This is a genomic window from Flammeovirga sp. MY04 (assembly GCF_001682195.2).
In the GTDB taxonomy this organism is placed as follows: Bacteria; Bacteroidota; Bacteroidia; order Cytophagales; family Flammeovirgaceae; genus Flammeovirga; species Flammeovirga yaeyamensis.
The window spans coordinates 4,228,623-4,251,125 of the sequence record NZ_CP003560.2 but is presented as its reverse complement, the minus strand read 5'-3'; the positions used below and the strand labels follow the sequence as shown (position 1 = coordinate 4,251,125).

The 22,503-nt window shown below is 32.3% G+C and carries 9 protein-coding genes; all 9 read right to left on the bottom strand.

Features of this window, described 5'->3' with window-relative positions; genetic code table 11:
• Positions 1 to 3: 3 nt before the first annotated feature.
• The 9 genes from MY04_RS16850 to MY04_RS16810 all read right to left on the bottom strand — a co-directional run bounded on the left by MY04_RS16850 (position 4) and on the right by MY04_RS16810 (position 22,438).
• Complete coding sequence (locus tag MY04_RS16850; RefSeq protein ID WP_169055539.1) at positions 4 to 1,656, bottom strand: hypothetical protein; 1,653 nt, start codon at positions 1,654 to 1,656, stop codon at positions 4 to 6.
• A 119-nt stretch (positions 1,657 to 1,775) separates the two neighbouring features.
• On the bottom strand, positions 1,776 to 2,270 hold the full coding sequence (locus MY04_RS16845) for a hypothetical protein (RefSeq protein WP_066211573.1): 495 nt from the start codon (positions 2,268 to 2,270) through the stop codon (positions 1,776 to 1,778).
• Entirely contained in the window at positions 2,270 to 3,796 is a 1,527-nt protein-coding gene (locus MY04_RS16840) for an OmpA family protein (RefSeq protein WP_066211571.1), read from the bottom strand. The genes MY04_RS16845 and MY04_RS16840 overlap by 1 nt, the downstream gene beginning before the upstream one ends.
• A 5-nt stretch (positions 3,797 to 3,801) precedes the next feature.
• Positions 3,802 to 7,446: an FG-GAP-like repeat-containing protein gene (locus tag MY04_RS16835; RefSeq protein WP_066211567.1), complete on the bottom strand. Its 3,645-nt coding sequence runs from the start codon at positions 7,444 to 7,446 to the stop codon at positions 3,802 to 3,804.
• An 11-nt stretch (positions 7,447 to 7,457) separates the two neighbouring features.
• Positions 7,458 to 15,143: a SprB repeat-containing protein gene (locus MY04_RS16830; RefSeq protein WP_066211565.1), complete on the bottom strand. Its 7,686-nt coding sequence runs from the start codon at positions 15,141 to 15,143 to the stop codon at positions 7,458 to 7,460.
• A gap of 342 nt (positions 15,144 to 15,485) precedes the next feature.
• A complete protein-coding gene (gene guaA / locus MY04_RS16825) occupies positions 15,486 to 17,018 on the bottom strand; it encodes a glutamine-hydrolyzing GMP synthase (RefSeq protein ID WP_066211562.1) in 1,533 nt (510 codons plus the stop codon).
• 223 nt (positions 17,019 to 17,241) lie between these two features.
• The gene (locus MY04_RS16820; RefSeq protein ID WP_066211559.1) at positions 17,242 to 21,312 is read right to left on the bottom strand and encodes a VPS10 domain-containing protein; all 4,071 of its coding nucleotides are present in this window, start codon (positions 21,310 to 21,312) and stop codon (positions 17,242 to 17,244) included.
• A gap of 31 nt (positions 21,313 to 21,343) precedes the next feature.
• A complete protein-coding gene (locus MY04_RS16815; RefSeq protein ID WP_066211556.1) occupies positions 21,344 to 21,733 on the bottom strand; it encodes a hypothetical protein in 390 nt (129 codons plus the stop codon).
• A gap of 6 nt (positions 21,734 to 21,739) precedes the next feature.
• Positions 21,740 to 22,438, bottom strand: a complete 699-nt coding sequence (locus MY04_RS16810; protein ID WP_066211553.1) for a hypothetical protein — start codon at positions 22,436 to 22,438, stop codon at positions 21,740 to 21,742.
• Positions 22,439 to 22,503: the final 65 nt, after the last annotated feature.

The following is a 22,503-nucleotide window of genomic DNA, read 5'->3' as shown; positions in this document are numbered from 1 at the left end:
GTATTAGTTATTATTTAAGTTAGTTTTTTCTTCTTTTTTATTGAAGGCCGAGAACCTATATGAATATGTAAGAGTAACAGTTAACTCTGTGATAGAATTATCTTCTGCTTCATTTTTTCGTTGCCTATTCATTAAAGCGGAAGATAGATTAAAAGAGTGAGATTTTTTTAAAGTCGTTGATGTTCCTAACCTCCAGCTTATTACAGTAGATTGTACTATATTATCCGATCTACTTTGATTCATTGAAACACTTGTTCTTGCTTTGATTTTTTTATCTAAAAAGCCCTTTGTACAACTAATAGTAGGTCCAGCTGTAAATGTTGATGGAATATCATTACCTGCAAAAGAATAACTTCCATTCGCACTAAATCCCAACCTTAGGTCTAAAGGTTTATTCCCCCAGTTCCATCCTAAAGCTCCATTCCAAAATTGACTATTCGCATTATTTACAGCTTGATCAGATTGTTGATCAGATGTTTGTTGATAATTAAGATTTAAGTTAAGATTTTGAATTATTTTTTTTGATCCGCTAATATTCCAATTCACACTTAAATTACCTGCATCGGTTAATTGTGTATAATTTAATGTATCAAATTGATGTAAAGGATCTGATTGGTTAATCACTTCAAACTGGTCTCTGATAACAGTATATGATCGAAAATTAGAATAATTAAAACTGGTATTTACTTTTTTAGAAACAATCCAATTAAGGTTTAATGCCATATTAAAATTAGACATATCCGAGCTATTTTCCCCATCAATATTATTTCTTTGTGTTCCAAAATTACCTCCAATATTTACTTTCGAATTAAACAATGCTCCATTAATATTCAGACTCATTGTTTCTAAATCATTATTAGCATAATAACTTCCCAACGTTCTATACTCAGGTCCTATTCTTTCATAAGATGCTCCTAAAACCCAAGTTTTAAGTTGGTAATTCAAACCAAAATTTCCTGCCCAATAAGAAGAAGTTGAAGTTCTAGAATTAAACAACCAATCAGTGCCTTTATTCTCTGTTTTTTCTGCATTAGTATTCGTCGTTAGAATTGAAACTCCAATCTCAGATTGAATTGTCAAATTATTCACAATTTCTTGCCCGAAATAAACACTAGTTGATAAATTATCTTGAGGAAGAAATCCTTCTGGAATGCTGTCTGATTGATAAGAGGACGGATCATCTTTTGCTTTAAAAAGCGTAACTCCAATATTACCTGATTTATGACGATATTCAGTCTTAAAACCATACCCCATTCTTCTAAACGATGGTTCTCCATTCTCATTTTCTTCGTCATAAATAACTGCTTCTCTCAATCGTCCATACATTACACTAAAATCCCATCTATCATTTGGGCTACCAGATACTGCAGCTCCTAAAAATGTATGTCCTCCAAGAGTATATGGGGAAAAACTAACATTTCCATATCCCAATTGAAAGTTAAGCCATTTATAAGATGGTGAAATCGTAAATTGATTAAATGGTTGATTATAATTAAAGTCTTGGTTAGAATAGGTAAAAGACAAAGGTATAGCCATTCCATAAACATCAAAGTTTAAATTACCAGATAAAATATATCTGTATGGATCTCTTCTACTTTCCATTCCCCAAGCACTATACGCTGTTTGATTAAAAGATACCCCTCCTGAAATTTTCAAAGGGTTTTCTTTTCCAATTTTATCTAGCTGTTGAGAGTAAGTTAAGCTTAGAGTCGAAAAAAATAATATCGTTATAAAAAATCGAGCTTTCAACATAAAATAGATTGTTGTTTAGACTATTAAGGAACTGCAATTGGTTTATCTTCATTTACATAATACCATTCTAATTGAATTTCTACATAGATTGTTTCCGAATAATCCATTACTAAATTAATAACACCACTTTCATCTTCATTTGGATTATTAATAGTAAATGAAAAACTTTTTGATATTTCAAACTCAGTATCATTTAGTTCACAAGTACAACCATCTTCTTCTGGCATACAAGGAACTGCATGCCCTGGAATACCATTATCTCCTATTGGAATTTTTTGCCAAATTCCACTTCGAGTTGTAAAATCAAAAGTATGTGATGCACTAGTACTTCCATTTTTTAAATGAAAAGTTGGTAAAGAACCCAACCTTATCACTTCAACACATAAATGTGATGGTTTCACGATATTTGTTCTTTTTGTAATAACATAATAATCACCTTTTGTAATTACTTGTGAAAAAACATTCGTAGTTAATAGAAGAAGGAAATTGAGGAATAATATTATTTTATATTTTGTCATTATTTTTCAAAAATTAGTAGTTCAACACGTCTATTTAATGCTCTGTTCTCATCTGTATCATTATCAACTAATGGTACATTATCTGATTTCGAAGTGGCTTGAACTCTATGCTTTTCCACTCCATTTGACCAAAAATAATCTCGAATTTGTTTTGCTCTTTCCCAAGCTATTTTCGCTTTCACTTTTGGCGTTCCTAAATCATCGCTATGCCCAATAATTTTAATACTTAAATCTGGATTATCTTTTAGCAATTTTACTGTATAATCAAGTTGAAGTTGTGAATCTCTTGTTAACCTTGTTTCATTAAATCTATACTGTAATGTGTAAATAATAGGCTTATCTTCACTACCTGACTTTGGTTCTGAATCCTCTATTTCATTTGGTGTTAAATGATCAATATTATCTGAATCTGTTACTATAGCTTCTCTATCTTCATTAAAGTTTCTATATTGATAGTGTTTTGAATGATCACTTACAGCTGTTGATTTATAATATGTCTCTTTGTTTCTTCTTCTTTTCCCTCGTACATTTTTTAGTCTAAATGCAACTTCAAAAGAAGACTGATTAGGCATTGAAATAGTATTTGATCTCGTACCAAAATAATTAAACATCGCTACTTCATAGTTTTTTTGATCGAATTTGAATCCTAATCCAAAGCTTCCATTATTACTGTATGATAACGCCGCAGCTAAACACCCTGTACTAATAGGATCTGTAGGGTTCTCATTATAAAAATGATAACCTCCCCAAACAGCCCCTTGAATAAACTGCCGTTCATCTGCATATTCATAGAATAAGTCTGGAGTAATTGAAAGGCTAGGATGAGCCCACATCGTAATTGAAGCAGTTAAACTATAGCCCATGTTTAGATTATCCGAAGATAAATCCGATCTATTCTCAGGAGAATTCATACGATAAATATTAACCCCTAATCGATGCCTTTCTCTATTGTACCTATCTAAACTCGACCATAATAAACCACTGTAAATACTTAAATAACTATTTCTTTCAGAATGAATAACTTCATTGATTTCAGCATCTGGAATAAAACCGTAAATAGGGTGCCATAAACTCCCTGTTGTAACACCATCAGTCGTGAGTTGCATCGAAGTCCAAGAACCTCCCAAACCAAAAGCTAAATCATGGTTTTTATTTAATCGGATGGTATAAGCAAATGATCCTCCAATTTCTTGAGTTTTAAAACCTATACTTTGTGATGGAGATTCATTTAAAAAATATATTCCACCACCACCCTGAACTAATTTTGTTTCTTTATTAATCCAAGGAAGTGCCGCTGTTATTATACTTCTACTTCTATGAACTCCATCTCCATAATTAATCGATTTATGTAATAAACCTATGGAGGCATCCGTATTGTACCCGCCCCAAGCTGGAGAAAGTCGTAATGGTGCGTATTCTCTTAATGCATCATACCCGGAGATTTGTGCCTTGGTTTTCGCTGAAAAAAATACCAGCAAAAGAATGAAAATACCTAAACAGTTCTTATTTCTAATTATTTCAGTCATTTGCTTTATCGTAATAGATTAATAGTTCCAGTGTTATTTCCTTTATACCTAATTTCACTTCCATCTTCATAGGTTCCATTTATTTTCCAGAAATATGTTCCAGAAGGAAGTTCGATATTTCCCATTTTACCATCCCAACCAATAGACATAATATCATTCAAATCATCTGAATTATAAACTATTACACCTTTTTGATCCGTCACTTTTATTGAAAGAGATTTAACCCCTTTGCCATATACTAGAAATATATCATTCTTTCCATCTTGATTAGGAGTAAATAGATTTGGGATAAAAATTTCGTTTCCAACGTGGACAGTTACACTTTCTGTAGAAGAACAACCAAATTCTGACATAACTCTTACAGTATAAGTAGTTGTTACTTCAGGGTTGACCGTTGGCGTAGCTATATTTGGTTGATCTATGTTATAGTCTGGTGTCCATAAATAATATTTCCCACCTCTTGCTTCTAAAGTAGTTTCTCCTTTGTAACCAATAGCGATGTCTTCACTTATAGAAATAATAGGTAATTCCCTTACCGTTATCTTTATTGTATCCTTATATGAAATACAATCTCCTAATGAAGCTGTTACAATGTATTCTGTTGTTTTTTGGGGAAATACCATAGGATGAGAAGTATAAGGATCATCAATGTCTTCACTAGGATACCATGAAAAATTGTAATTATTTTCATCTCCATCGACTATTGGATAACCACCTAATTCTAAACCCTCTCCAAAACATATTTCTTGATCTTCACCTGCATTAACAGAATAGAATTCGTTTACAAAAACCGTCATAGAATCCAACACACTTACACAAGCATTTGAATCAGTCACTTTTAAATAATACGTTGTTGTTGATTTTGGAGAAGCAATAGGTTGAGCTACGTTTTGATCACTCAATCCAATAGAAGGAAACCATAAAAATGTATTATTAGGCTCTGTATTTGAACCAATTTGAACAGATTGACTTGTACATATTGATTTATCTTCTCCTGCATTTGCTGTTGGTAAGGGTATCATTTCAATATCTACAGTATCAAACGTTATACAATCTTGCCAAGAAGTTACTTTTACAACCACTTGATCATTTTCGACCACTGTAAACGAATAATTTTTAGAGCTTTCCTCAGTTAATGAATTACCTTGTATATCAAACCAGAAAACACTTTTCCAATCACCTTCAACAGCTAATGTTCCTTCAGAATTATAACATACTTCTATTTTTTCAGGAAAATCAAATTCAGGTAACTCAAGTTTATCAACTTTTATAGTATCTGACCATATACATCCTAAAGAATTAGTTCTGATACACCATAATGAATCATTTTCTGTTACTTTCATTGTATATGTATTTCCCTCAGAAATTTTGCCTTGACTTTTTAAATACCATTCAACTTTATCTGTCTCATCACCTATAGAAAAAGAAATAGCTTCATTTTCACATATAGAAATATCCCCTTCCAAAGTGAATTCAGGCAATTCGAGTTTATCAACTTTAATAGTATCTAAAAACTCACATCCTTCAGGACTAACTACTTTCACCCAAAAAATTTCATTGTTATATATATCTTGTTGATATGTTAGCTGGTTGTCATTATCAAGCTTTCCAGAAAAGTTTGAATACCATTCAATGTTTTGATATGAATTCAAATTTTCAATTTCTATCGATACAGTATTACCTTCACAAATGGTGATATCCTCTCCCAAAGAAAATTCTGGTAATGCTAACATTTCAACTTTTGCTGTATCATAACTGATGCATCCTTCTAAATTTGTAATTTCTGCTACATACTCTTTTGTTCCAATAACTTCAATTATGATAAACCAATTATCTTCTTCAATGGGTATTGACTCCCCCTTTTCAAACCATCTTACTTTCTGCCAATTACCTGGTGCAGTAAGCTGAGTTGTTGTATTGAAACATACTTGTTGATCTTCAATATCTAATAATGGTAACTCTAAAATATTGATCCTAATAGTATCCTTTACCGTACAACCTAATTTTTTTGTAACAGCAACTTCTACATCAGTAGTTAATAAAAAAGATGTTGTTAAATTATTTCCTTGACCTATTTGTTTTCCATCTAATGTAGACCAAACAACTATATCATTAGAAGTACCTTCTGATAAGGTAAAATCAACCCCGCTACATATAGTTATATCTTCACCTAAATCTGGTTTATCACAAATAATAAATTCATGTTCACTAGATGCAGGAGAAACCTGATGATTACTCCCACTAGCAATAACCTTTAGATAATAACTCCCTTCTAATAAATTAGTAAAAGATATATTATTTGAATAGGTGTATGGCTTTAAATTATTTTTTTTAGAATTTGAATTAATATTTCCCTGATACATATCATAATTCCCAGATGATGTACCTAATAATACTTCATAACCAATTGCTGTATTAACTTTATCCCAACTTACTAAAGCATTATTTAATGTGACAGAGCTTTGTAGGTTGTTTGGTTTCGAAATAGCTAACTGTGAAACATTATGTATATTTTGATAAGGGAGTGTTTTAATACCTACATAAGTTTCTCCTGTTAATATTAGATCAAGATTTTGATCGTCATTCCAATCTGTCAATAAGAGTTTTCCATCAGATATTTCAGTTAATCCAATTCCACTATCGATAAATTTAGTACCATCGTTATACAGAATAAACGTTTTTTTATTACCATCATTATCAACTCCTGTAATTGCGATATCTTGAAATGTGTTTCCATTAAAATCTGTAAAGACTAAATCTCCACCTGCTATTTGAGGTAATTGCCAATTTGTTTCTGTCCAACCAGTTTCTAAGTTTAAATATAACTTAGTTACAGATAGTCCTCCGCTACCAAATCCATTTTGTATTATATCTAATCTACCATCTCTATTTATATCAACCAATTTGACATTTTGAGATGTTAATGTAGAAAATGAAGTTGCTGCAGCCATCCAATTACCATTACCTTGGTTCAGATATATTTGTGATAAAAGACCTCCAAAACTATTATTCCCACCAATAAAAACATCTAATGTGCCATTATTATCAGCATCAAAAGCAATCAATTCTGCATTGTATGCAGCAGGAAGATTTATTGGTTGTTCGCTCCAATTATCACCTTCTTTATAAAGAAAATAAGTGGTTCTTGGAACTCCATTATCAAGACCCGTGAGCAACAAGCCATTTTCTCCTTCCATCAAAAAATCTCCAAATAATCCATTTGCTTTCGATAATTGAGGAAGGTTTCCACTAATATCTGACCATTGACCATTACCGAGGTTTTTATATAACTTAATAATCCCATTACCAAGACCATCTTGACCACAAACGAGTAGATCAAATAAACCATCTTTATCAATATCAAATGAATTCAACTTAGGGTATTCAACTGATTTTAGTCCATTACTCCAATTATTCCATTGTGAACCATCAAATTTTAATGCATTTAATACCCATGATCCAGATGCGTCTTCACCAGAAATAATGATTTCTTGTATCCCATCATTATCTAAATCAACAGATATTAAACTTGAGTTTTTTAGCAAAGGTATATTAGGAAAGAATTTTTCTTCAAACCCTTGTCCATTTACTTGCTTTAAACCTAAAGTTGTAATTGTTAGTAAGTAAAAAAATAGTTTTAACAGCTTCATTCTAATTTCTATTATTTCATAATCATTACTTTTACAACATGAACAGTTTTATTTGTTGTTAGCTGTAAAAGATAAAGACCTGTTGGTAGTTTAGTATTTGTATATACCAAAGAATAATTACTTTTATTTCTAAGGTTTTCTTCCCAGATTTTTTTGTTATCACCCAGTGTGCGTAATGTCAACACAGCGTCCATTGTTTCAATAAATTCAATATTAATATTTAGTTTTCCACTTGATGGATTAGGATGAACATCCATTAAAACAACATCTTTGTCTTGAGATTCCTTTTGACTTTTTGGATCAAAGACCACCAATCTTCCGTTAGTATTAGTAATTACTTCGATCTCTCTTTGAACTTCCGCTAGGCATCCAGACAACATTGCTCTAAGAGTAATAGTATGAGTACCTTTTTCAATAAATCTTATTTCTAATTCATGGTCTGTACTATCAACAACTGTCACTTTAGGTTCAATTGACCATTCTATATTATCAGGAATAGGCCAAGAAAGATCAATAATATGATAAGTATCTATACCATGTTCTGGGGATGACTCAATTACATAATTTGCATTTAAAAGATCATCTCTGGTAACAACCTCAAAGGAAACACTATCTTGACATCCAGAAGTATTAGTCACTTTTAGTTGATAATTTCCAGAGGTAGTGAATAACATTTCTTGTTCCTCCGAATAAAGTCCTCTATCAGAAGACCATTCTACTTTGCTCCATTCATCACCTGCATTTAAAGAAAAAGTTGTTCCTTCACATATTTCTATAAACTTTTCTAAGTTTGGTACATTGATCTGAATCGGTAACGGTTCTTCTAATGTATACTCTATGTTAAATGAACATTGGTTTTTATCTGTGATGATTACAGAATATGTTCCTGCTCCTAATGTTTTTGCTGTTGGAGTAGTTTGCCCATCAGACCACAAATAGCTATAAGGTGCTGATCCTCCACTTGCTTCGACTGTTATGGAGCCATCAAAAGCACCAATACACATAGGATTGGTCAATTTTACAACCCTGGCATTAAGTTGAGAAGCTTGAGATAAGATAAAAGATTTTTCTATTGAACATCCTTTATCGCTATCTGTAATAATCACTTTATATGTTCCTGCTGTAATATTTTCCAATTTCGAATTCACCGAAGTTTGACCTTCCCATGAATAAGTATAATTCCCTGATCCTCCTGAAACAAAAACTTCAATACTTCCATCAGCTCCTCCATTACATAATGGTTCTGTTAAAATAAAATTATCGATTACTATTGGTTCAGGATCTAAGAAGCGATTATCATACAAGGAAACAGCACACCCTTTTTCGTCTGTGATATTTACATCATATCTTCCACTTTCAAACCCTGATACTGTAAAAACATCCCCTTCTTTTGAAATCTTTATTTCAGGTCCAAAATCAAACTGATAATCACCTGTTCCTCCCGTAATTTCAAGAATCATCACTCCATCATTGCTTCCCACACAAGAAGGGTGAATAATTTGATTAAGGGATATTTTCATTGGAGTATTCCCATCAATATCAATATCAAATAATGAATGATAGCCTGAAGCATCAGTTACTTTAGCTGTATACCTTCCTTCAGAAACTCCAGATAAAGTAGCACCTCTTTGATTATTGTTCCATTCAATAAAATATGGTGCCGTTCCTCCTGTTACTTCAATTTCAACTAATCCATTTCTTGCTCCATAACATGTTTCATCTACTTTACTTAATATTGAAACGTTTAAAGGTTCTGGTTCTTGGTCTATTGTAATAATTGTATCCTTTTGACAATTATTTTTATCTGTAATCAGAACTGGATAACTACCAATTGGAAGGTTTAACAGTGTATTCCCATATTGCTTTTGATTTTTCCAATATACAATATAAGGACTTACTCCTCCTTTTATTGATATTTCAATACCTCCATTACTTATGCCATTGAAGGTGGGATTAGTGATAATAATATTATCAACATGCAGTGCATTCGCTTCAGGTATTTCAACTCTTGAAGATGTCTCACATGTAGGGTTATTTGGGTCTGAAATTGTAACATCATAAATTCCTGTTGGAACATTAGTTAAAACTTGATCGTTAGAAACCGTATTTAATGTATTAATATCAACCCAATTAAAGTTATATCTATCTGTGGTTCCACCAATTACTTGAAGAATTACTTGGCCGTCTAAACCATCAGTACAATTTGGCGCGAGAGTCAATTCTTCAACAATAGAAAGCTCAGATGGACTAGATAATGTAAAAGGTGTTCTGACTTTTATACCATTATTATCTACTAACTCAAGAACATAACTACCTTCTGAAAGGTTATCAATAGAAATTGTTTCTCCGAGATTTATTTCATTTTCATCTTTCCAACTGATAGTACGAATTTCTGCTTGTATTCGATTTATTAGTTCAAATGATGCTTTTCCATTAGGGGTATTTCCACAAGATGGTGAATCAGTATGGACAATTGCAGCAAACTCTACTATATCTGCTGTTTTTGTATCAAGAGTTTTTATAAATGAAGTACATTCTGGAATATCTGTATAATATAAAGTAAACTGATATTCGCCTTCAGGTAAATTTTCTAAAAATATATTTTCATTATTCACCTTTATAGATTGTAGTTCAAACCAAGTTCCATCAGTATGCCTTTTTTCGATTCTTAAATTACCTTTTGTCGTATTTCCATTTAAAAAGACCGAATAATTATCATTACCAATGTTTAATACCTTATCTATTTCTAAAAATAAATTAGGTAAAACCTCTATTTTTTTAACTCTAGTTGTAGTTTTCCAATCACAATTCAAACTTTCCTTGAATTGTAAAGTATATGTTCCTTTAGTTAAATTATTCCATTCTAATTTTTCAATAAGATTTGGGGTTACAACACTTATTTCTGAAGTTGGTTGCCCTATATCATCTATCCATCTGAATAATGTCCCAGTCGGATTACCTAGAGTATTAAACCAAAAGCTACCATCGGAAACGTTTTCACAAGATTGTTCCAAAGAAGCAATATTAGATGTCATTGGTAGAGTCACAGATGGTCTTTCATCAATATAGTACACGCCATAGTAGTAAGAACCATCATCCAATTTTTCGATGGAGTTTAAATAACGTGTTTCAACTTCACATGACATCCTATCAGAGATATGTATTCTATATTTTTTATTCCCAAATAGTTGATCAACTACAACCAAATGATCGTTGACTGTTTCTTTATAAACTAATGAATCATATCCTCCTTTATTTGCTGTATTTTCAACGTAAACTGTAATTGTATAAGGCAAGTGCCCTCCGGTAATATTCATTGATAACTCTCCGGATGGGGTTCCGTAACAAGAGGTTTGTATCGGAGTTATATTTGCAGTTAAAGGATCAGGTTCTCTAATATCTGCTCTACCAAAAGAAAATTGATCTAAAGATGGTGTTTCTCCATTAGGACCCACATATTTTGCAACAAATACAGTATCAATATTTCTATAATTATTACATAAATTATCTTTTAAAGATAAAATGTAACTGCCTGCATCTAAATTATCTATTATAATTTGATCTGATGCCATAATATCAGTCTTTTCACTTACTATCTGATTTCCTTTCCTAACCTCCAAAGAATAATTTTCTCCTGCTCCTCCATAAAAATTCGTGATAGTAAAGAAACCATCATTACCTTCAAAACAGTTAGTTGAATCTGATTGTACTCTCACAGAAAATGGAAAATAATCTGATAGGTAATACATAAATGTCGATGGTTCCGACCATTGATCTCTATCTAATGGATCTTCTTTAATTTTATCAACAACACCTTGGTTATAAGTCTGAAGAGTATTTAATTGATCAACTTCATAAAAACTTTCAACAAATTCTGTTTGTGTATCATCAATTATTTCACAAGGACAATTATATGCATCTTTTAAAGTAAAAATCTTTTGTCCTTCAGCTTCAGGATAATTTTCTAGCTGCTCATAAACTCTGACGTCATTTCCAAAAGTAAGTGTGTATGTTTGGTTATCTTTGATAGGAATACCTCCTTTTATTTCCATTCGAATTGCACCATTATCAGAATCTATACAATCAGGAGCTTTTGGCCTTTGATAAACTACTTCTATTGGGTGTGGAGGTACTAATATATCTTGATTTTCCGCTTCTGTTCCCTGTGAATCTTTAATTGAAACAAATACGTTTCCTGCATGTAATTGATCAATACTGGTGTTTACTACCCAATTACCATCTGCATTCTTTGTAACTTTAACCTCAGTTGATACAGATTCACCACCCCTGTTAAATTCTATATCATAGAATTGTCCTTCAGGTCCTGTTAATGGTATTCCTCCTGACAAAGAGATATATGCTATTCCATTTTTGGCTTTATCTCCAAAGTTACATTGTACATGATAAGCTGTTGAATCTGGATGTGTTTGATAGTTTTCTAAACTTTGAATTGTAACTACTAATTCATTTGGTTCTACTAATTCAATATCATTTTCCCAAATTGCTATATCTCCATGTATTGTAGGATTAATTTCAACTTCAGCAGTTATATCGGTAAATTGATCTGGAAGATTCTGATCAAAATACTTATCAACGACAATTACTTTATAAAAACCTTTTTCTAAATCCGTAAATTCTTCTGTTTCTGTACTAGAAAAAGGAGTCTCAGAAGTTCTTACTAAATTATAAACTGATTGACCATCCTCTCTATGATATAAATAAGCAGTATAATCTGCTATCCCTTCAGACACCCTGATGGTAATTGCTCCATCTTCCCCTTGATACTCTGAAATATCATAACCCAAATTTCCGTAGTTATGAACCGATTCAAATTCGTCTATTTGAAGTGGATTAGGATTTGATAATGTAACAGGATTAACTACTGCTGATGTAGTACAACCTAAATCATCTAATACACTAATTATATTAAATTCTGCTGCACTTAAATCGCTAAATAAAAATGAATCTAAAATATTATTTTGAGTGTAAGTATCTGATGTTGCACCATTCTCAAGTGTTAAAGTAAATGGTGGTTGACCTCCTTCTACACTTGCCCTAACTTCTCCATCTGTTCCATTATATCTAGAAACATGAAATATTTGTCCATCATTACCTGTATAATTTCTTTCAATTGATAATGTTATATCAATTATTTCAGGCTCATTTAAAACAAATGAAGACGCTTCATAAAAACCTCTAGCTATATTATCCGAATGTAAATCATAAACAGGTTTCTCTAAAATATACACTTTGTAACTTCCCTCAGTATAGTTCTTTAAGTTTACTCTTTCATTTGTATCAAATCCCATAGGAGAAGTGATAGTACTTATTCTTTCAAATTGACTTAACTGAGTTGGAACTGCTGTTCCAATATAATAGTAGGGAGCCTCATAATTAGTAATTGATGATGAAAGAGGGGAGCTTATTGATAAATTTCCATTTTTACATAGTATCTGATAATTATCCGATAGTAATTGTGCACTACTTAAAACTATATTATCAATATTAGATTCTAATACGGAAAATGATTCACTTGTAGATACCCAACATTGTCCTTCATATAAATTATTAGCTGGATCATCAAGAGCAAGTATAATATCATCTTTATTCTGATTATCAGGATAAAGTCTATCTGTAATCAAAACTCTATATTCTAAATCTGGATATAATGAGCTTATATCTACATTATTACCCGATGTACCTACATTCACGCTTTGATAAGATAGATCCCAAACATTATTTCCATCTGTATCTTGATATGTTTTATATATATAATACGTTAAATCTTGGTCTCCTTGAATATTTACTGAAAACTTTGCTAACTCATTGGGAGTATTTCCCATTGAATATTGTGTTTCTGTAAATAACGGATCTGTACCATTATCAGAAATTATTATTGGGTTAGCTTCTTGTAATTGTAAAGCATCAATATTTGTTTCTTCGTAAATGATTTCACCATTATATTTTTCTATAATTTTTATAGTATAATTTTTGGGTTCAGCATCATCCCATCTTGCAACAAGTAAATCTTGAAATACTACATTACCTGAACCATCAAAAAAATTAATATCCAATTTTCCTTTTGATTCATCTCCATCAAATATTTCTATTTCTGTTTCGATGCCGACTGTCCCATGGGCATTTACTACCACTGGTACATCATATGTTAGGTCAGAAGAGGCTCCGGAAGATAAATGAGGTATTGTACTTTCAAGAGTAGCAGTATAAACATTTGATCTTCCTGAATTATTAAAAGAAAAAACTTTTGATAAATTATTTTCTTTATTTTCAACAAAGAATTTCCCTCCTGAATCAATATTTTCCACTGTTAGTTTAACAGTATAATCACCAAACAAATTATCAAACTCTATATCTTCAGTAAGATCTGTGACACTTTTTGATAGCACAAAAATTCCACCTTTGTATAATTCAAAACTTATATTATGTTTTGATTCATCTATTGATGAAGGAAAACCTATATTAGATAAAATAATTTTCCCTAGTGGATTATCATTATCTATGTCTACTTTATCATCACCAAAAGTTGGGACTGAAGGTTGATTAACAGTTATGGAAAAGCTTAATGTTGATTTATCTAAATCCTCACAATCTGTTTCTATAGTAAAGTCTTGTGTTTTGGTAGTTGTAAACTCTAAGGTATTAGTATTATCATCATTTGGATGATTTACAGTTACATTTGTTATTGTATATGAGGATTCCGACCCATAACCTCCTCCTACCGGATTTAATGCAAAAACTATATTTTCATAATATTGTGTTGCATTATAAGAAAGAGTTGTAGTTGTTGCATTAATATCCTGACCATTAATAGTTAATTCTAAATCTGATTTTGGTGTATATTCAAGTGTTTTGTTTCTAATAACACTACATATATTCTCTCCAGTTAGTTGTTCTGATAATAATTGATCAAGTTTATTAATATCATTTATGTCACCATTATGACTAAATAGTTGAAAATGTATTATTGAATTATCTAAAGGTGCTGTTTCATTTTTATTATAAACCCTAAGCTTATAACCATCTTGTTCTATATGAAAAGTCCCAAACCTATTATTTTGTTCAGTAACAGATAAACTTTCAGTTGGATTTATCTCTAAAGCCAAACTCTTGATAGTATTTAATTCAATTTCAAGGTTATTATTTACTCCAGGTGGTGAATAATATAAGTTTGTTCCTGTGGCTTCATCATAATAATTACCATAAAGAATTAAATTTACTTTATCAGGTGCATCATTATTAAATGTAAACTCATAATATTTTCCCTTACATGCATCCGTTTGGGAATTAGCAGCAAAACTTCCATAATTATTTAAGTCATTATTTGGTAAAATATAAAAGTAAGTCCATTGACTGTAAAAAGTTCCACGTTGTACACGGATTCTAATTTGTTTACCTAAAAAATTTGCGTTATCAGCACTTAAAACACCTGATGAACCATTTGTTGTGTAAGCATCTAATTTTGTTGGCCATGTACCATTTGTATTATCTAAGTTTTCAAGGTCAGGAGTTCTTGTTTCTATATACCAAGTATAACTACCTCCAAGAAATGATTTGTTAAGGAAACTTGGTGGAAGGAATTCAACTGAACCACAGTATACACCTAAATCATCAGTTTGAGAATACGTTGTTTGGACCCCAAAAAGTAAAATAAATAGTAATAATGTTAGCTTATTCATGAAGTCGAGTAATGTTTGTACAGCACGAAAAAAGGTTTGTCGTAAAAAATTTTAGCTTTTCTTTTTGCTTTATTAACACAAGAATAGTACAATTTAAGAGAATTAAGAAACTTAAAATGTTAAATGTTTTAATATATAGGTATAAAAACCGTGTGCATAACTAATTATGAATAAGTTGATTAAATAAATTATATTTTAAATTAGAATAATTAAATTTTTGAATTACAATAATTAATCGAATCTGGTAGAAATAAAAAAAGGCGAAGAAAACTCTTCGCCTTTGTTGATTGATGTTAACCCCTAGGAGAGTTAACTAGTTAATATAGATAAGACTAGATTATACTATTCCCACTCAATCGTTGCAGGTGGTTTAGAGCTGATATCGTAAACTACTCTGTTTACTCCTTTTACTCTATTGATGATGTTATTACTGATTTCAGCTAAGAACTCATATGGTAGGTGTACCCAATCTGCAGTCATACCATCCAAAGATGATACAGCTCTAAGAGCAACAACCTTTTCGTAAGTTCTTTCATCACCCATTACACCGACTGATTGTACAGGCAACAACATTGCTCCCGCCTGCCATACTTGATCATACAATCCGTGATCTTTAAGACCTTGGATAAAGATATGATCAACTTCCTGTAAAATCGCTACTTTTTCAGCAGTTACATCACCCAAAATACGGATACCAAGACCTGGACCTGGGAATGGATGACGTCCTAAAATTTCATCAGGAATATTTAGTGTTTTACCTACTAAACGTACTTCGTCTTTAAACAAAGTGTTTAATGGCTCCACCACTTTTAATTTCATGTAATCTGGTAAACCTCCCACATTGTGGTGAGATTTGATCGTTGCCGAAGGACCTTTAACAGAAACCGACTCGATTACGTCTGGGTAGATAGTACCCTGACCTAACCACTTTGCGTTCTCCACTTTCTTCGACTCCATTTCGAATACATCAACAAAAACTTTACCGATTGCTTTTCTTTTGTCCTCCGGATCAGTTTTTCCTTCCAATTCAGTATAGAATAACTCTTTTGAGTCTACTCCTTTGACATTCAGACCTAAACCTTTGTAAGATTCAAGTACTGATTCAAATTCGTTTTTACGAAGAAGACCGTTATCCACAAAAATACAGTAAAGGTTTTTACCGATAGCTTTGTGTAATAATACAGCGGCTACAGATGAATCAACACCCCCAGAAAGACCAAGGATTACCTCATCATCGCCTAACTTCTCCTTTAATTCTGCTACTGTAGCATCCACAAAAGACTCAGGAGTCCAATCTTGTTTACAACCACAAACACCAACAACAAAGTCTTGAAGCATGAACTTACCATCTGTTGAGTGAGTTACTTCTGGATGGAATTGAATTCCGAAAGTTTCCTCACCAGTGATTCTGTAAGCTGCTACAGGAATACTGTTAGTACTAGCAATTACCTTAAAGTTTTCAGGAAGGTTAGTGATTGTATCACCATGTGACATCCAAACTTGAGATTCAGCTGGAATGCCTTTAAACATTGGACTTGTATGATCAATAAAGTCCAAGTTAGCACGACCGTATTCACGGTGCTCTGAACGTGCTACAGTTCCCCCATTCTGATGGGCAAGCATTTGTGCACCGAAGCAAACACCCAATAATGGCATTTTACCTCTAATGTCAGATACATCAAAATTTGGTGCATCTTCTTCTAACACTGAGTGAGGAGACCCCGAAAGGATAACACCTTTGTACTCAGAGTGGTTAATTTTAGGTTCGTGATTGTAAGGATAAATCTCACAATAAACGTTTAACTCTCTTACGCGTCTCGCGATCAATTGTGTATACTGCGATCCGAAATCGTAAATCAAGATCTTGTCCATAATAAAGAATGGTATTCAGAGATTATATTTTGATGCATGCAAAGATGACGTTTTTTATTTAAAAAGTGATATTTATTACCATATAAAAACTGATTTTTTTAAAAGTGACATGAGAATTACTTATCAAAAAATTGGTATAACATAATTTATATTTAATAATAAAAAATCACCCTAGAAAAGGTTCTAAGGTGATTTAAGTTTATTTGATATTTATTAAAGTGTTAAATTACTTTACGAGTAATTTAATTGATTTCTGATAATTATTAATGCTAACAATACCTACATAAATTCCTTTGTTTGCATTAAAATCAAACGGTAATTTATTCTGACCTGCTTTAACATTACCAAAAGATTTTTCTTGAATTAAAGAACCATTTAAATCGATGATTTTTAATTCTACTTCTGCATTTTGTTTTAGATCAATAAATAAATTCGAAGAACCATTTGAAATTACTGTAGGACCAATTTTTATGCTTGAAGCATTCGTATAATCCTCTATACTAGTAATATCACTTACTTCTCCTTGGATATTAATTTGACTAATAGCCCAACCCCAAGCTGGAATATTATTGCTTGCTTCTAAGACGAAACGGACAGCAATATTATCTCCTGCTTCAAAATAGTCTAAAAGATTTACTTCATGTTGAACAAACATGTTATCAAGAGGATCAGAATTAAAGTTTACATAAGAATTCCAATCTGAATTATAAGATGCATCATATGGTGCTACAATATCAATCCAATTTGCTCCATCTTTAGAACCTTGAACCGAAACTTTTGATCCATTTGCAATAAAAGCTATATCACTATAAATTAAATGAGCATCTTCTTCTGCAACTTTAATGATATCATTTAAATAAGAAATCTCTGTAAGCCCTGCTGCATATGGATGTTGGGAGTGAAAGGCTGGTGTTTTCAACGGATTATTAACTGAGAATTCTTTAAATAAATCTCCATTGAAATCATCAACTACGTTTTCTTCTGGATTTGAAGAAACATATTCATCGATTACATCACCAAATTCTACAAGATCAAGAACAGCGGCATATGATTTTCTTTCTACTTCATTTGTATAAGCATATACTTTAATCTTATCTATATTAGAGAACAGAGATCCTAAGAACATTAGTTGATGATCACCTTTATCATAAGCTTCATTAATAGCAACTATTCTACTACCTAAATCGTCATAGACAACCAATGAATCAACATCAGATTTTAAATGTACATCCACAGTTACATCACCTGTGAGAGTAGATGATATTTGTGTAATACTAGGATACTTTACAATTGCTGGAATTTCAGCGATTGTTGCTGTCCAAATACCTCTACCATGTGTACCAACTACAACTTGGTCATCTACAATTTTCATATCCCAAATTGATGTTGCTGGAATACTTCCAGATAACCTATGCCATGAAACAGCATTATCAGTTGTTTCGAAAATTCCGACTTCAGTACCTACCCAAATCTTATTTTCGTCTTGCGGGAATACCATTAAATCATAAACTGCTACATCTGGGAAACCAGTTGTTGAAGAAGTACCATTGCCAAAACCTGAAATATCTTCCCAAGATTGACCATAATCTTCCGTTTTGATTATTTTTGGTGCATTTGCATAAGAGAACAAAATGTAGGCAACATTTGGTTTATTAGGATGTGTGGCTAAACCTGAAATTTGTCCCATTTCACGTCCATCATGCAAGAAGTTCTCAACGGCTGTAAACGTTTTTGCCTGATCTTTTGATACATGAATTCTAAAGTTGTTTGTTAAAGCAGCACCTGCCCAAACAACATCTCTATCTGCATCAGAAACTTTTACATCTATAAACGAACCAAAAGCCCAAGCTTCTGAAATTCTTGATAATGACCACGAATCTCCAAAATTAGTTGATTTCCATACTCCAGAACCACCAACTGCATAAACTACGTCAGGGTCCGTTTTGGTGTTAGATAATTTTGTAATGAATGGACCTTCTTCATCAGTATCAGAAATTCCTGAATTTGAAGAAGAGAAAGAAGAACCACCATTTACAGATTTATAAATAGCATTATTATATATAGTACCTAATATTAAATCTGGATTATCATGATTCCATATTGTTGCAAAACCATCACCTCCTAATGAACGCTTGTATTTAGCATCAGCACTGCCTTCTTCTCCAACCTGAGACATCCAAGTACCATTATCCTGAGAACCACCAATATATCTGCTTTCACCTGGAGCTTTATCTACATCATAAAACTGTGTTGTATTATAACCGTTTCCAGCGAAATACCATGAATCGTCTGCAATACCTGGATTTGTACCTTTGTCAGAATAGTATATACCTCCATCGTTACAATCGATAAACATAAATTCATTACTTCCTGTAACGACAGCCATAATATTATGGTGATCTGGGTGAACTCCTTCTACTGTAGTTGAATTTTGAGTTTGAGCAAATGAGTTATTTCCATCATATTGACCATAAGCATCTGTTACAGTTCTAATATCTGCAGAAACACTTGTTACATTACCCCATTCTAAAACAATAGTACTTGATGGAAGATTACTTTCATCCCATGATGAACCATCATCTAATACTGGCCATAAGAAGTACATATTATCATTTTCCATTCCTCCATCTTGTGCCATCTCACTGCTTACTGTTTCAGAATAGTCAATATTATTGATATATAAGTACTCTCTTGATTGATCTGCTGATGGAACATCAGCATCTGTAGCATTCGCTAAATTAAACTTGCCATCTTCTTGTTGGTCTCTAAACCCAACCATTAATTGACGATTATTTGTTACATCCCAAACTTCAAATGGAACATCAACATAATCCTCATAAACATAATCTGAAGATGGTACTCCAGCACCTGCTCCACCTACTGTATACCTATGTGCTTTTTGTGTTAAACCAGGACCGAATCGAACTTCAACAGAAACCATATCTGTATTTGGTGTTTCTCCTTGAGAAATAATTCCTCCAGCCAAATCACCACTGAAGTTAATAAAGCTATAAAAAACATCGCCTGTAGCAGATGCCCCAATAAAGTTACTTGAAACCTGTTTAGTATCAGAAAGTTCAATTTTAAAGATATTCACACCAGCGGCATAAACCACTTTTTCATCGAACGGATGTGCTGCTATTGTATTATCATACCAACCCTGACCTCCAAGGAAGTTGACTGAACCTGTAGTTTTTGAAGCTATCCAAGTAGCTCCTGCATCTTCAGAATAATATAAGTTACCATCTGTACTATTTACTCCACTACCTGCGATTGAAGCGTAAATATAATCTGTATTTTTTGGAGAGATCGCTAATTCTATACGTCCGCCAGCAGATAATCCGCTACTAGAATTTGTCCATGTTGCCCCAGCATCTGTAGATTTAAATACACCTCTTGAGCGTACTGCTGCATATTGAATATTAAAATCGTTTGGATCAGCAATAACTTGTTGGACATATTCTGTCGCTTCCATAGTTTTTGTCCAAGACGTTCCTCCATCTGTAGATTTAAATATTCCCGATGTAAAAGCTGATGCCCATAATGGATCGTTGCTTGTACAAACTACGATGTTATTTTCATTATTCGGGTCAACAATAATTCTATTGGTATTTTGAAAATCTTCATTTGCAACCGTAGAAGTTAATTGAGTCCATGTAGTACCACCATCAACAGATTTAAGAACACCATCTCCTTTGATAAAACCAGCAGAACCTCCAAATCCTTCACCTGTTGTTGCATACATCACATCATGGTTTGAAGGAGCTATAACTAAACTTGAAATAGCAATATTTGGCAAGTCAGGAGTAAGGTTGGTCCATGACTGTCCTCTATCTGTTGTTTTCCAAATACCACCACCAACAGATCCTGCAAACCACGTATTCATGTCTGCATCATCTGGATCTAAAGCAAAAGCTCTGGTTCTACCAGGGACATTTCCTGGTCCTCTTTCTATCCATTGAACAGTGTTAGCAGTTCGTGCATTACTAAAGCCTCCAACTTTTAACGATTTCGTCAACTCTTTCGATTTATAACCCATAAGATAAGAAGGTGATGATTCTCCTTTTCTTGTTTTCATATCTCTAAGAATTGATAAAAACTTATCTGGCTTATCTGCCTTAGCATAGCCATTTAAGCGCTTTTGTCTTTTCTTGGCGTATTCGATTCTTGCTACATCATCACCTGTAAATTCTTCAGGCAATGAAGTGCTTGTATCTTCTTTAGTTTCTATTTTTTGAAGCAAAACCACCGCTCCAAAAATGAAAATAATAGTAAAAAAAGCGATTAATTTTTTCATTGATTGTCTATTGAATTGGATTGAAGTTGTTTTATTTAAGAGTATAAGTCTGTTTTTTTATATTGGTCCCGTTTTGGTCGATCCCCATTTTCTCTATTGTCTCAATGGTATTTTTATCCAACCATTGTACTTTTCCATTAAATATTGAAATCTTGTCTTTTATAATTTTTCCTTCTTTATCAAGAACAACAAATTTATAAGAAGTAGGGTTAGTTTGAGTTTTTTGTTTGGGATAACATAAAAAAAATGAACTGTCCTCGTTTGGTATTATTTCTAGATTATCATTTTCAAAAAGTGATGTTGCATTTTCTTTAACTATATCCATGCTACCGCCTTTTTGATTGATTACCTTATTAGAGCATCCAAATATGGATGCTGCAATAAAAATATAAAATAAGAAAATGTTTTTGTAGTTCAACATGTCAATTTATTGTTGATTCATCCATTGAAAAAGCTGTACTAATTCCTCTTTATTTCTTAGAGAAATCTTATTCTTCTTCATATATGTTTTTAGTTTTTCCTTGTCTTCAAAAGGGACCTTTTGAATGAAAGTTTTCTTTGAAGTGGTTACTAAAGAAGCAGCTAATCCATCAAAATAGACAAAGCTTTCTTTCACCTCATATTTTTCGCCAGGCGAACCAATATCAAGAGCTGCTACATAAGTACTTTCTGTTTTAATTACTTTGTACATTTCCATTAAAGTATATTTTTCACCTTGTGTCAATACTTTAACGAAACCTTGACTGATACCCGGGAATTCTTTCACATTAGTGTAAACATCTTTACTTCCTGTCGACGGGTTTAATATGTAAAAACTTTTTACCTGATCTCCTTTTAACCATAAATTCTGATTATTTTCCTGATATTCTACAACATTATTTTCAACATCATATCTAATCGGAATATTTACTCCTTCTTCCTTTTTATAGGTTTCAATTCCTCCTATAAGCCATGTTGCAGTAAGATATTGAGATCCTATTACTTTTCTTTCAGTGTTGTTAAATGTACTGATTCCTTGACTTCCTGCTGTGGTATTAGCCACTACAAATGTTTTGTTTTCACCTGAGTATTGAGAGAAAACTTGAAATGGGATGCTTAACAGTATAAAAATTATGAAATGTCTCATTTTTGGTGTTTGTATGTTTAAATGACTAAAGGTGATTTTAATTAAAAAATCACCTTTAGTCTGCT

Coding starts and splice junctions, on each gene's coding strand:
- MY04_RS16810 (WP_066211553.1), bottom strand. CDS start 22,438: ATGAGACATTTCATAATTTTTATACTGTTAAGCATCCCATTTCAAGTT.
- MY04_RS16815 (WP_066211556.1), bottom strand. CDS start 21,733: ATGTTGAACTACAAAAACATTTTCTTATTTTATATTTTTATTGCAGCA.
- MY04_RS16840 (WP_066211571.1), bottom strand. CDS start 3,796: ATGACTGAAATAATTAGAAATAAGAACTGTTTAGGTATTTTCATTCTT.
- MY04_RS16835 (WP_066211567.1), bottom strand. CDS start 7,446: ATGAAGCTGTTAAAACTATTTTTTTACTTACTAACAATTACAACTTTA.
- MY04_RS16845 (WP_066211573.1), bottom strand. CDS start 2,270: ATGACAAAATATAAAATAATATTATTCCTCAATTTCCTTCTTCTATTA.
- MY04_RS16830 (WP_066211565.1), bottom strand. CDS start 15,143: ATGAATAAGCTAACATTATTACTATTTATTTTACTTTTTGGGGTCCAA.
- MY04_RS16820 (WP_066211559.1), bottom strand. CDS start 21,312: ATGAAAAAATTAATCGCTTTTTTTACTATTATTTTCATTTTTGGAGCG.